This window comes from Leclercia tamurae (assembly GCF_025566055.1).
Taxonomy (GTDB): domain Bacteria; phylum Pseudomonadota; class Gammaproteobacteria; order Enterobacterales; family Enterobacteriaceae; genus Enterobacter; species Enterobacter tamurae.
The window spans coordinates 279,456-292,287 of record NZ_JAMHKS010000075.1; the positions used below are offsets into that span (position 1 = coordinate 279,456).

Below are 12,832 nucleotides of genomic sequence, written 5' to 3' on the forward strand. Positions count from 1 at the left end.
GAAAGGAAATCAACAAGCTTACCTGCAGCGCACGCTGTGCTATTTTCCGGCGAAAGGAACTGGCGCAAGGGAAAATATGCACAGCCCATCAACACCTACGCCGCATGATGCGGTGTTTCGTCATATTCTGTCGCAGCCAGAGACGGCGCGTGATTTTTTAGCGATTCACTTACCTGAAAAACTACGCGCGCTCTGTGATTTATCGTCGTTGCGGCTGGAGTCGGGCAGCTTTGTCGAAGAGGATCTTCGCCTCAGCTATGCCGATCTCCTCTGGTCCGTTAAGACCACTTCCGGCGAGGGGTATATTTATGTGCTGATCGAGCATCAAAGCTCCCCGGATCGGCATATGGCCTTTCGCCTGATGCGTTACGCGATTGCCGCCATGCAACGGCATCTCGACAGAGGGCATCGTGAACTGCCGCTGGTGATCCCGCTGCTGTTTTATCATGGCCGGATTTCGCCTTATCCCTGGTCGCTGCGCTGGCTCGACGGCTTTCAGGTGCCTGAGCAGGCCGAATCCCTCTACACAGGGCCCTTTCCCCTGATTGACATCACCTGCCTGCCCGATGAAAGCATCATGCAACACCGCCGGATTGCGATGCTGGAACTGCTGCAAAAGCATGTCCGACAACGGGACATGCTGGAACTCCATGAGCAACTGGTCAGGCTGCTGGCGCTGGGATACACTGGCAACGCCCAGCTCAAAACGTTGCTCAACTATCTTCTCAAGGCCGGTCATACCGCCGATCCCGCAGCGTTTTTGCAGGCATTAGCAGACAGAACAAAGGATCATCAGCATAAGGAGACGTTAATGAATATTGCGCAATATCTCCGGGAAGAGGGCATGGCCCAGGGATTAAATCAGGGGCTGAGTCAGGGCAGAGCGGAGGGCAGAGCGGAAGGTATCGAACAGGAGGCGCTTCGCATCGCGAAGGTGATGCTGGAAAAGGGCCTGCCGCCTGAGACCGTCAGCCAACTGACCGGGCTGGCACCCGAGATTGTCGAGCAGGCCAGACATTAATCCTGCAACAAAAAACGGGAGCCTGGGCTCCCGTTCTGTTTTTACTTCTCTTCGGCTAAACGCATCAGCGCTGCCTGGACACCCGCCCCGTAGTGCGGATGAACTTCACTGAACAGAGCAATCTGGCGCGCCTGAATAAATGCCGGCACATCCCGCATATCCCCGGCGATACGGTCAAACATCCGCTGATGCTCTTCCGGGCTCAGCAGCTCAAACAGCTTGCGCGGCTGGCTGAAGTAGTCGGTATCCTCACGATGATTCCAGTGATCGGCGGCACCCTCAAGCGACAGCGGTGGCTCGCTGAAGTCCGGCTGTTCCTGGAAGACACCAAAGCTGTTTGGCTCATAGGTGGCACCGTTGCCGCTGTTGCCATCCACACGCATCGCACCGTCGCGATGGTAGTTATGGAACGGGCAGCGTGGGGCATTCACCGGAATCTGATGATGGTTAACGCCTAAACGGTAGCGGTGGGCATCGCCGTAGGAGAACAGGCGACCCTGCAGCATGCGATCCGGTGAGAAGCTAATCCCCGGGACCACGTTAGCAGGGGACATCGCCACCTGCTCAACTTCCGCAAAGTAGTTATCCGGGTTACGGTTCAGCTCCAGCACACCCACTTCCATCAGCGGATAGTCGCCGTGCGGCCAGACTTTGGTCAGATCGAACGGATTATAAGGCACCTTCGCGGCATCGCTTTCCGGCATGATCTGCACGTAAAACGTCCAGCGCGGGAAGTCGCCTTTTTCGATGGAGGTAAAGAGATCGCGCTGGGAACTTTCGCGATCTTCTGCGACCAGTCGTTTGGCTTCATCGTCCATCAGGTTAGCAATACCCTGCTGGGACTTGAGGTGGAATTTCACCCAGAAGCGTTCGTTGTTGTGGTTAATAAAGCTGAACGCGTGGCTGCCGAAGCCGTGCATGGTGCGATAGGAGCGTGGCAGGCCGCGATCGCTGAAGTCAATGGTCAGCTGGTGCAGCGTTTCCGGCAGTTGAGAGAAGAAATCCCATTTGTAGGTCGGATTACGCAAGTTGGTACGCGGATCGCGTTTTACCACGTGGTTGAGATCCGGGAACTTCAGCGGATCGCGCAGGTAAAAAATGGGGGTGTTATTACCGACCAGATCCCAGTTGCCTTCTTCGGTGTAAAACTTGATGGAGAAGCCGCGGATATCGCGTTCCGCATCGGCGGCACCGCGTTCACCGGCAACGGTAGAGAAGCGCACAAAGAGATCGGTTTTTTTACCGACGGCGGAGAACAGCTTCGCCCGGCTAAAGGCGGTGATATCCTGGGTCACGGTAAAGGTGCCGTAGGCGCCGGAACCTTTGGCGTGCATCCGACGTTCCGGGATCACTTCCCGGTCGAAGTGCGCCAGTTTTTCCAGGAACCAGACATCCTGCAGCAGCATCGGTCCGCGTGGGCCTGCGGTGGCAACGTTGTTGTTGTGGACGACGGGGCAGCCGGAGGCCGTGGTTAAACCTTTCTTGCTCATATTTTCTCCCTGATGTGTGAGTATTAGTCGGTAAATTTCCGTTTTGAGCGAAAGATAATCTAAAGAAGTTAGTCAGGGCAGGTATTGATCGGACGCAACCTAATCGGGCGTAAAGTGTTTCTCAGAATTTAACATTGTTAAAACCTGTAAGTATCAACTCGTTACAATCTAATTTTTTTATTACATCACCTTAGCGTTGATCGCCGGCCGACTCACGTTAAAATCACGCGTTTTTGGAATTTATCTCAATAATTGTGCGGGATCACGACAATGAAAAAAGTGGCATTACTGGGCCTTGGCGGCCTGATGTTCGTTTCTGCGGCAGCAAACGCAATCTCCATCAGCGGCCAGGCCGGTGAGGACTACACCAACGTTGGCGTCGGTTTTGGCACGGAAACGTCGGGCCTGTTCGCGACCGGCAACTGGACCAATAACGACGATGAGGGTGACGTGGCCAGCGTCGGCCTGGGCCTGAACGTGCCTCTCGGTCCGTTCCTCGCCACTGTGGGCGGGAAAGGCATCTACACCAACCCGAAAGAGAGCGATGAAGGCTATGCGGCAGCGGTAGGCGGCGGCCTGCAGTGGAAAATTGGCAACAGCTTTGGTCTGTTTGGCGAGTATTACTACTCCCCGGACTCCCTCTCCAGCGGTATCGATAGCTACGAAGAGGCCAATGCCGGTGCGCGCTGGACCATCATGCGCCCGATCACCATTGAGGCGGGCTACCGTTACCTGAATCTGGCGGGCAAAGACGGCAACCGTGACAACGCCATTGCCGATGGCCCGTACGTGGGCGTGAGCGCAGGCTTCTGATCCTCAGGCGCGGCGTTCTGCCGCGCCTGTTTCTCTCTTCCCCCCACAGCCGATTGCGTTATAGTGTTTTCACCACAAATGCGGGAGAACACAATGATAAACGTGGAGATGCTGTCCACTGGCGATGAAGTGCTGCATGGACAAATCACTGATACCAATGCGGCCTGGCTGGCGGATATTTTCTTTGAGCAGGGATTACCGTTAACGCGGCGTAACACGGTGGGCGACTCGCTGGAGGCGCTGGTCAACGTTCTGCGAGAGCGTAGCGAACAGGCGGATGTGCTGATTGTAAACGGTGGCCTCGGCCCTACCAGCGACGATTTGAGTGCGTTGGCTGCCGCCACGGCGAAAGGCGAAGCGCTGGTGCTGCACACCGAGTGGCTCAGCCATATGGAGCGGTTCTTCAGCGATCGCGGCAGGGTGATGGCTCCCAGCAACCGCAAGCAGGCAGAAATTCCCGCCAGCGCGGAGCTGGTTGATAACCCGGTCGGCACCGCCTGCGGCTTTGCCGTTCAGCTTAATCGCTGCCTGATGTTCTTCACCCCCGGCGTCCCGTCTGAATTTAAGGTGATGGTGGAAAAAGAGATCCTGCCGCGTCTGCGTCAACGTTTTACCTTACCGGAACCGCCAATCTGTTTGCGTCTCACCACCTTTGGCCGTTCGGAGAGTGACCTGGCCCAGAGCCTCGATCATCTGACGTTGCCGCCAGGCGTGACCATGGGCTATCGCTCCTCGATGCCAATTATCGAACTGAAATTAACCGGCCCGGCAACCGAGAAGGCCGCAATGCTGGCCCTGTGGCCTGAGGTGCAGCGCGTGGCGGGTGAGAACCTGATCTTTGAAGGCACCGAAGGGCTCCCGGCGCAAATCGCCCGTGACCTGCAGGCCCGCCAGCTGAGCCTGACCCTCAGCGAGCAATTTACCGGTGGTCTGCTGGCGTTACAGCTCTCCCGGGTAAGCGCTCCACTGCTGGCCAGCGAGGTGGTGCCTTCTCAGGAGGAGACCCTGGCGCAAACTGCCCACTGGGTGGCCGAGCGGCGTGTGAAGCATTTTGCCGGTCTGGCACTGGCGGTGTCGGGTGCGGAAGAGGATCATCTCAACTTTGCCCTGGCTACCCCGGAAGGCACCCACGCCCTGCGGGTGAAAATGAGCACAACGCGCTACAGCCTGGCCGTTCGTCAGGAGGTCTGCGCCATGATGGCGCTGAACATGCTGCGCCGCTGGTTGAACGGCAAGCCGGTGGCCAGCGAGCATGGCTGGATCAACGTCGTCGAATCGCTGTTCGTTGAGTAAAACCTGTGCCGGGGCCTTTCCCCGGCGCTGTTCAGCCCAGCGCCTTCGCCAGCAGGGTAATCGGATGTTCACAGCGCTTGCTGGTGGACATCTCAATCTGCCACTTGCAGGTTTCGCAGTCGGTCACCACGATATCCGCGCCGCTCTCTTCAATCTGGCGGAACAGCGGGGCGCCAATCGCCTGTGACGTTTCGTAATTTTCTCGCTTGAAGCCGTAGGTTCCTGCAATCCCGCAGCAGCGCGAATCCAGCACCGTTAGCTCAAGGCCCGGAATTAACCGCAGCAGTTCAAGCGTATAGAGCGACCAGCCCATTTTCTCCATATGACAGGGTGTGTGATACACCACTTTCAGGGGCAATTTCCCCAGCGGCAACGTCTGCCCGCTATCCAGTTTGCGCCACAGGAAACGCGTCGCCAGCTCGATATGCTCGCGCAACCCACTATTATCCACGTCCAGCAGATGCGGGTACTCGTCGCGCAGAGTGAAGGTGCAGGTGGACGAGGTCGCCAGCACCGGAATACCCTTGTCGACAATGGCTTCACTCAGCGACGCGACGTTGCTTTTGGCCTGCCTGCGCGCTTTATCGGTAAACCCGTTGGCAATCAGCGGTACGCCGCAGCACTTCTCCTTGTTCAGTAGCTGAACGCCTGTTCCCATGGCATTCAGCACCTTCAGCAGATCTTTACCCAGCTGCGGGTGGTTGTAATTCACATAGCAGCCGTGGAAAAAGGCCACCTGGTCGGCAAACTTCGCCTGCTCCGCCGCGACGGACTTGTACCAGCGGCGGAAAGTGCCGTGAGAATATTTTGGCAGGCTGCGGTGATGATCTATCTTCAGCGTGGCATCCAGCAGCTGGCGCACCGGTTTGAGAGAGGTCGCGGCATTCACCAGCGGGGCAAATGGCGTCGACAGGCTGCCCATCAGATCGGTGTGGCTCAGAATGGCGTCCCGCAAGGACGGTTTTTGTGTGCTGTAGCGCGCCCGGGCGCGCTGGATGATATCGCCTATTTTAACATCGGACGGACAGGCCACCTCGCAGCGTTTGCAGTTGATACAGTATTTCAGCGCCTCGTCATACAGCTTGCCGTCCTTCAGGCGCAGACGCTCGCCGTCCGGTCCGGCCTGTTTCGGCCCAGGATAGCGCGGATTTACGCCGCTGACCGGACAGACGGTGGTACACACCGTGCATTTGATGCAGCTTTCAAAACGGGTATCGTTCATTGTTCGGCCTCTGTGCGCTGGCTAATCTGCTCTGCCACATACAGCGCCGTCACGGCGCAGACGCCGCCACCGCATCCCTGGGCGACAGGATCGTATCCGCCCAGCAGCGAGCCGATGGCAAAGAGATTACTGACGGGCTTACCGGAAATCTGCGGGTGTAGCTGGTTATCGACAATCACGCCGAACTGTTGCCAGGGCTGCGGCGAGAAGAAATCACTCTGATACCAGTCCGCGCGGGAGGCGCTTTGCCGGACATCCAGCCCCATAATGGCTTCCCGGATGCCCTCCCGGCTGCTCAGCAGTCCGTTACTGAAGAAACTGCCGCTTGCCAGCACCGTATAGCGGGCTCGAAGCGGAATATCATCTTGGTTGCGCGTCCAGATTTCGCTTACCGCGCCGTCCGACAGCGTCATTTTCTTCACCTCATCCCCCGCCATACAGACGCCACCCTGCGCAACAAATTTGCGCTGCAGCTGGGTATGCAGGCGAATGCCGGGTACGGAAGGGGGCAGCGTTGGCAGCAGACCGAGGGTGCAGGGCAGACGATCTGAGAGCCAGTGCCAGAGGCGGTTGTCGCTTAAGCCAAAGCAGGCGGGCATCAACAGCGCGTCACAGCTTTCGCCGAGCGGCCTGAGCGCGTCATACAGCAGTGGCCATTTATCTTCGTTATCAAGGAAGCGGGAGATATTCACCGCGCGAAACTCGCTTGGGTTGTCGCGCAGGACATCCAGCTCGGGCAGCTCTATCTCTGCCGTTTCGGCATTAACCCCCTGACGGCAAAGTGACGCCGCCGCGAGATGGGGCTGAAAATCCAGAAAACCGCTGATACCCACGACCCGCACGCGCGCGGCGTTGAACGGGGCAACGGGCACCTCCTCCGGACTGAGCCAGGCGGAGCGCAGGGTGCCGAGCGGTGTGACGCGCTGATGATTTTGCCTGGCGCTTCCCTTCAGGCGTGCGCCGCAGTCCGCCAGTAGCGCTTCGGCTTCCAGCGCAAAGCGGTCAATATGCTGCGCGCCGATCAGGTGATAAGGATGTTCTGCCGGCAGTTGATCGCGGTACGCTTCGTCTATCAGATCCAGCGAGCCCGACGAGAAGTGCAGGGCGCTCTGGCCCCGGGTGATAATGGCGCAACGCAGCCCCTGCCTGGTGAGTTTGATGCCACAGAGCAGACCTGCCAATCCGCCGCCGACAATCACGGTATCAAATTTCATCGTGCTGCTCCTTTTCAAGACCGCAAAGCCCCAGGTAGACCCAGCGGGTAAACTCGCTTTCACGCAGGGCATCTCCCCATGCGACAGGCTGAATGCCTTTCCAGCGCTCGTTTAAAAACGCGCTGAGCTGATCGAGCGACTGGGTGGCGGTCGTGGTATGAAAACGTTGCAATAGCCCTGCGGCACGGCAGGCGCAGAGCTCGCCCTGGCAGGTCCCCATTCCGACGCGGGTGCGGCGGCGGAGGTCGAGCAGGCTATTGACCGTCAGATTCTCCACCGCGTACTGCACTTCCCCGGCGGTAACGGCTTCACACTCGCATACCAGGCTGCGGCTAAGCCGCCCTTCACCCAGCCAGACCGGCGTTCTGTCGCCATGGCGATAGATGGCCGAACCACGCAGGGGGGCAGGGAGGGAGATGATTTTTTGTAGCGTCTTCTCAGTGGACTGCCGCGATCCGGGCAGAGGCTGTTCTGCCGTCACGCACGATTGAGTATTGCCCAGCTTGCGGCAGACGGCATCCGTTGCCCACTCGGCCATCAGACGGTAGGTCATCAGCTTGCCACCGGTGATAGTGATAAACCCGTCCAGACCATCACGCGCGGCATGGTCGAGCAGCACAATGCCACGGCTGACGTTACGTCCGCTCGGATCGTTGTCGCTGGCAACCAGCGGACGCACGCCCGCGTAGGCGCGCAGAATACGCGTCTGCGCCATCACCGGTGCCAGTTTTTCCCCTTCGCGTAGCAGGATGTCGACCTCTTCGGCGGTCACGCGGTTGTAATCAATCTCGCTGTAGTCCACGTGGGTTGAGGTGGTACCCATTAACGAAATAGTATCGCCCGGGACGAGGATATCGGCGTCAGAGGGGGGGCGGCAGCGGTTGATCACGTGGCTATTGATGCGGTGGTCGAGGATCAGCAGCGATCCTTTCGCCGGGAACATGCGCACCGACAGGTCGGCGTATTCCGCAATGCGCTGCCCCCAGATCCCCGCCGCGTTGACCACGACGGCGGCATACAGCTCGCCGTGTTCGTTGTAGTGCGTGTTAAACACCCGCACGCCGCAGATGCGATTACCTTCCCGGATAAGCCCGGTCACGTCGTGCCCGGTGAGGATACGCGCGCCATGCTCGCGGGCGTCCAGCATATTGGCGGCGGTCAGGCGGAACGGATCGACGGTGCCGTCAGGGACTTTCACCGCACCGGTAAGCGCCGGGTTAACCGAGGGTTCCAGCCGTCGTGCCAGCGCCGGGTCCATGGCCTCAGCCTGAATGCCAGCTGCATTACAGGCGGTGATAAAGGTGTCCTGAAAGGCGAGATCGTCTTCGGGAAGGGTGATAAAAAGACCGTCTGTCGGTTCAATGCAGTGGCGGGCTATACGCCTGAGGATATGGTTTTCAGCAATACATTCGCGCGCGGATTCACCGTCGGTGACCGCATACCGCGCGCCGCTATGCAGCAGGCCGTGGTTACGCCCGGTTGCGCCTGTCGCAATATCATGGCGCTCCAGAAGCGTGACGCTTAAGCCGCGAAGGGCGCAATCGCGTGCGATCCCGGCGCCGGTAGCGCCACCGCCAATGATTATCACATCGCTGAACTGAGGATCGTGAATGGTCATTGTCATCCCTTTGTGTTCGTTTTTTTATCATTTAGCCACACTAAAACTATGGTTTGTTTGATTTCGAGCACAAACGATCAATATTCGAAAGCGAAATGTGATTTCATGCGCCTTTTTGCGCATTCTGTCATATTTCTGTAACAATCTGTGCGTTGATTCACAGTAACAATCACTGAGATTTCTTAACATCGCGGCCTCGCTGGAGTCGGGGGCAGTTAAGCCCCTGTAAATTCAATACCTGGCCACGGAGGCTGTCATGCTCAGTATCTTCAAACCTGCGCCACATCGGGCGCGTCTGCCAGAGGCAGAAATTGATCCGCTATACCGCCGTCTGCGTTGGCAAATCTTCCTGGGGATCTTCTTCGGGTATGCGGCGTATTACCTTGTGCGTAAAAACTTTGCGCTTGCCATGCCGTATCTGGTGGAGCAGGGCTTTTCTCGTGGCGATCTGGGGTTCGCGCTGTCAGGGATCTCTATCGCCTACGGTTTTTCCAAATTCATTATGGGTTCAGTGTCCGATCGCTCGAATCCGCGGGTCTTCCTGCCTGCCGGCCTGATCCTGGCGGCAGCGGTCATGCTGTTTATGGGCTTTGTGCCGTGGGCAACCTCCAGCATTGCCGTCATGTTCGTCCTGCTGTTCCTCTGCGGCTGGTTCCAGGGGATGGGATGGCCGCCATGCGGACGTACCATGGTGCACTGGTGGTCGCAGAAAGAGCGTGGCGGGATCGTGTCGGTGTGGAACTGCGCGCATAACGTGGGGGGCGGTCTTCCGCCTCTGCTGTTCCTGCTGGGGATGGCCTGGTTCAACGACTGGAAAGCCGCACTGTACATGCCAGCTTTTGGCGCGATCGTGGTGGCGATTATTGCTTTCGCGCTGATGCGCGATACGCCACAGTCCTGCGGCCTGCCGCCGATTGAAGAGTACAAAAATGACTATCCGGATGATTACAGTGAGAAGCACGAAGAAGAGCTGACGGCAAAACAGATCTTCATGAAGTACGTGCTGCCCAACAAACTGCTGTGGTACATCGCAGTGGCGAACGTGTTCGTTTATCTGCTGCGCTACGGCATTCTGGACTGGTCCCCGACCTACCTGAAAGAGGTGAAGCACTTCACGCTGGATAAATCCTCCTGGGCCTACTTCCTGTATGAATATGCCGGGATCCCGGGCACGCTGATTTGCGGCTGGATGTCGGACAAGGTGTTTAAAGGTAACCGCGGTGCGACGGGTGTCTTCTTTATGACCCTGGTGACCATCGCCACCGTCGTGTACTGGCTCAACCCGCCAGGCAACCCGGGCGTGGATATGGCCTGCATGATCGTCATCGGCTTCCTGATTTATGGTCCGGTTATGCTGATCGGTCTGCATGCCCTGGAACTGGCACCGAAAAAAGCGGCAGGCACGGCGGCAGGCTTTACCGGTCTGTTCGGCTACCTGGGCGGGTCGGTCGCGGCGAGCGCCATCGTGGGCTATACCGTTGACTTCTTCGGCTGGGACGGCGGCTTTATGGTGATGATCGGCGGTAGCGTACTGGCGGTACTGCTGCTGATTGTCGTGATGATCGGTGAGAAACGTCATCACGCGGAAGTGCTGGCACGTCGTCAATAAGGAACATTGCCATGAAATTATCTCACTTAACAACCGGACTGCTGCTGGCGGGCCTGATGACCGGGTCCGCGCTGGCGGCGGATAAAATCGTTATCGCCCATCGCGGCGCCAGCGGCTATCTGCCGGAGCATACGCTGCCGGCGAAAGCGATGGCCTATGCACAGGGCGCGGATTATCTGGAGCAGGATCTGGTGATGACGAAGGACGACCAGCTGGTCGTCCTGCATGACCACTATCTTGACCGCGTGACGGACGTGGCGGAGCGTTTCCCGGACCGTGCGCGGCAGGATGGCCGGTTCTACGCCATTGATTTTACCCTGGCGGAGATCCGTTCCCTGAAGTTTACCGAAGGTTTCGAGATTGAAAATGGCAAGAAGGTGCAGGTCTATCCGGGACGTTTCCCGATGGGCAAATCTGACTTCCGCATCCATACCTTTCAGGAAGAGATCGAGTTTGTTCAGGGGCTGAACCACTCAACCGGTAAAAATATCGGTATCTATCCGGAAATCAAAGCGCCGTGGTTCCACCACCAGGAAGGGAAAGACATTGCCGCGAAAACGCTGGCGGTACTGAAACAGTACGGTTACACCAGCAAGAAGGACAAAGTGTATCTGCAGTGTTTTGACGCCGCTGAGCTGAAGCGCATCAAAACCGAGCTGGAGCCGAAGTTGGGGATGGATCTCAATCTGGTGCAGCTGATTGCTTACACCGACTGGAATGAAACCCAGGAGAAGCAGCCGGACGGCAAGTGGATAAACTACAGCTACGACTGGATGTTCAAACCGGGTGCGATGAAGCAGATTGCGCAGTATGCCGACGGCATCGGGCCGGATTACCACATGCTGGTGGCAGAGGGTTCCACGCCGGGGCACGTGAAGCTGACGGCGATGGTGAAAGAGGCGCATGCCAGCAAGATGCAGGTCCATCCTTATACGGTGCGTGCGGACCAGCTGCCGGAATATGCGACGGATGTGAATCAGCTTTATGAGGTGTTGTACAACCAGGCGGGTGTGGACGGATTGTTTACAGATTTCCCGGATAAAGCGGTGACGTTCTTAAAATAAAAAAAGGGCCGCAAGGCCCTTTTTTACATCTCGATCTCAATATCGCCTTTTGCCCTACAGCAGCAGGGCAAAATTTCCCCTTCGTTGATGAAGGCCAGCGGTTCGGTGATCCAGTCGACCTGACCGGTCACCAGGCGGCAGCGGCAGGAGCCGCAGTAGCCTTCACGGCACTGGTATTCAACTGCAATCCGGTGGGATTCCAGCGCAATGAGCAGGGAAGGGTGTTCTTCCTGGCACAGGAGTTCTGTGCCAGTCAGACGAAGCGTCACGCGGCTCATTAGAGCTGGAAGTCGCTCAGATCGTCGGTGTTGACCTCGGAGTCAATCTGACCGACCAGGTAGGAGCTCACTTCCACTTCCTGCGGTGCCACCTGGACGTTATCAGACACCAGCCAGGTGTTGATCCACGGGATCGGGTTGGAGCGGGTCTGGAACGGCAGGTCAAGACCCACCGCCTGCATGCGGATGTTAGTGATGTACTCCACGTACTGGCAAAGAATATCTTTGTTCAGGCCGATCATGGATCCGCCCTGGAACAGGTATTCCGCCCACTCTTTCTCCTGCTGTGCTGCCTGAACAAACAGGTCATAGCTCGCCTGCTTGCACTCTTCAGCAATCTCGGCCATCTCAGGATCGTCCACGCCGCTGCGCAGCAGGTTCAGCATATGCTGGGTGCCGGTCAGGTGCAGGGCTTCATCCCGGGCGATCAGGCGGATGATTTTGGCGTTGCCTTCCATCAGCTCGCGTTCTGCGAAGGCGAAGGAGCAGGCGAAGCTGACGTAGAAACGGATCGCTTCCAGCGCATTAACGCTCATCAGGCACAGATAGAGTGTCTTCTTCAGTTCACGCAGATTCACGGTGACGGTTTTGCCGTTCACGGTATGCGTGCCTTCACCCAGCAGATGCCAGTAGCTGGTCATCTCGATCAGGTCATCATAGTAGTGAGCAATGCCCTGCGCACGCTTGAGGATCTGATCGTTGGTGACGATATCATCGAACACAATCGCCGGATCGTTGACGATGTTACGGATGATATGAGTGTAGGAGCGGGAGTGGATCGTCTCGGAAAACGCCCAGGTCTCGACCCAGGTTTCCAGCTCCGGGATCGAGATCAGCGGCAGCAGCGCCACGTTCGGGCTACGTCCCTGAATGGAGTCCAGCAGCGTCTGGTACTTGAGGTTGCTGAGGAAGATGTGCTTTTCATGCTCCGGCAGCGCCTGGAAGTCGATGCGATCGCGGGAAACGTCAACTTCTTCCGGACGCCAGAAGAAGGAGAGTTGCTTTTCAATCAGCTTTTCGAAGATGTCATATTTTTGCTGATCGTAGCGTGCCACGTTGACCGGCTGGCCGAAGAACATCGGCTCTTTGAGCTGGTCGTTTTTCGTCTGTGAAAAGGTGGTGTATGCCATGAGTGTGTCCTGTGAGAGATTTTGTAGATCGGGCAAACAAAATCGTAGGCCGGGTAAGCGTAGCGCCACCCGGCATTTAC

Annotated in this window: 11 protein-coding genes; 5 read left to right on the forward strand and 6 right to left on the reverse strand. The window is 57.6% G+C overall.

The features are described from left to right. The first annotated feature begins 76 nt into the window (after positions 1-76). Positions 77-1,021: an Rpn family recombination-promoting nuclease/putative transposase gene (locus M8318_RS15915; RefSeq protein WP_262663484.1), complete on the forward strand. Its 945-nt coding sequence runs from the start codon at positions 77-79 to the stop codon at positions 1,019-1,021. A 41-nt stretch (positions 1,022-1,062) separates the two neighbouring features. Here M8318_RS15915 and M8318_RS15920 read toward each other — a convergent pair whose 3' ends face one another. Beyond that, positions 1,063-2,511 carry a catalase gene (locus M8318_RS15920; RefSeq protein WP_262663485.1) on the reverse strand — a complete coding sequence of 483 codons (1,449 nt, stop codon included), beginning with the start codon at positions 2,509-2,511 and terminating at the stop codon, positions 1,063-1,065. A 270-nt stretch (positions 2,512-2,781) separates the two neighbouring features. Here M8318_RS15920 and M8318_RS15925 point away from each other — a divergent pair, with 270 nt between their 5' ends. After that, positions 2,782-3,324, forward strand: a complete 543-nt coding sequence (locus tag M8318_RS15925) for a YfaZ family protein (protein WP_262663486.1) — start codon at positions 2,782-2,784, stop codon at positions 3,322-3,324. Between the two features lie 93 nt (positions 3,325-3,417). Next, on the forward strand, positions 3,418-4,617 hold the full coding sequence (locus tag M8318_RS15930; RefSeq protein ID WP_262663487.1) for a nicotinamide mononucleotide deamidase-related protein YfaY: 1,200 nt from the start codon (positions 3,418-3,420) through the stop codon (positions 4,615-4,617). 31 nt (positions 4,618-4,648) lie between these two features. On the opposite strand, the gene glpC is transcribed toward M8318_RS15930, so the two are convergent. The 3 genes from glpC to glpA are packed head-to-tail and all read right to left on the reverse strand — an operon-like array spanning position 4,649 to position 8,671. Then, positions 4,649-5,839, reverse strand: a complete 1,191-nt coding sequence (gene glpC, locus M8318_RS15935) for an anaerobic glycerol-3-phosphate dehydrogenase subunit GlpC (RefSeq protein ID WP_262663488.1) — start codon at positions 5,837-5,839, stop codon at positions 4,649-4,651. Then, positions 5,836-7,053, reverse strand: coding sequence for a glycerol-3-phosphate dehydrogenase subunit GlpB (glpB, locus tag M8318_RS15940; RefSeq protein ID WP_262663489.1), 1,218 nt, complete (start codon positions 7,051-7,053; stop codon positions 5,836-5,838). The genes glpC and glpB overlap by 4 nt, the downstream gene beginning before the upstream one ends. Then, positions 7,043-8,671 (reverse strand): anaerobic glycerol-3-phosphate dehydrogenase subunit A, encoded by a 1,629-nt coding sequence (gene glpA / locus M8318_RS15945; RefSeq protein ID WP_262663490.1) that lies wholly within the window; start codon positions 8,669-8,671, stop codon positions 7,043-7,045. The genes glpB and glpA overlap by 11 nt, the downstream gene beginning before the upstream one ends. Before the next feature lie 256 nt (positions 8,672-8,927). Between glpA and glpT the strand changes: the two genes are divergently transcribed. Together glpT and glpQ are read left to right on the forward strand one after the other, a co-directional pair. After that, complete coding sequence (gene glpT, locus M8318_RS15950; RefSeq protein ID WP_262663491.1) at positions 8,928-10,280, forward strand: glycerol-3-phosphate transporter; 1,353 nt, start codon at positions 8,928-8,930, stop codon at positions 10,278-10,280. Between the two features lie 11 nt (positions 10,281-10,291). After that, on the forward strand, positions 10,292-11,344 hold the full coding sequence (glpQ, locus tag M8318_RS15955; RefSeq protein WP_262663492.1) for a glycerophosphodiester phosphodiesterase: 1,053 nt from the start codon (positions 10,292-10,294) through the stop codon (positions 11,342-11,344). 23 nt (positions 11,345-11,367) lie between these two features. Here the strand turns inward: glpQ and yfaE are convergent, their stop codons facing one another. Continuing rightward, the gene (yfaE, locus tag M8318_RS15960; RefSeq protein WP_106995402.1) at positions 11,368-11,622 is read right to left on the reverse strand and encodes a class I ribonucleotide reductase maintenance protein YfaE; all 255 of its coding nucleotides are present in this window, start codon (positions 11,620-11,622) and stop codon (positions 11,368-11,370) included. Next, the gene (nrdB, locus tag M8318_RS15965) at positions 11,622-12,752 is read right to left on the reverse strand and encodes a class Ia ribonucleoside-diphosphate reductase subunit beta (RefSeq protein ID WP_262663493.1); all 1,131 of its coding nucleotides are present in this window, start codon (positions 12,750-12,752) and stop codon (positions 11,622-11,624) included. Before nrdB ends, yfaE begins: the two co-directional genes overlap by 1 nt. Between the last annotated feature and the right edge of the window lie 80 nt (positions 12,753-12,832).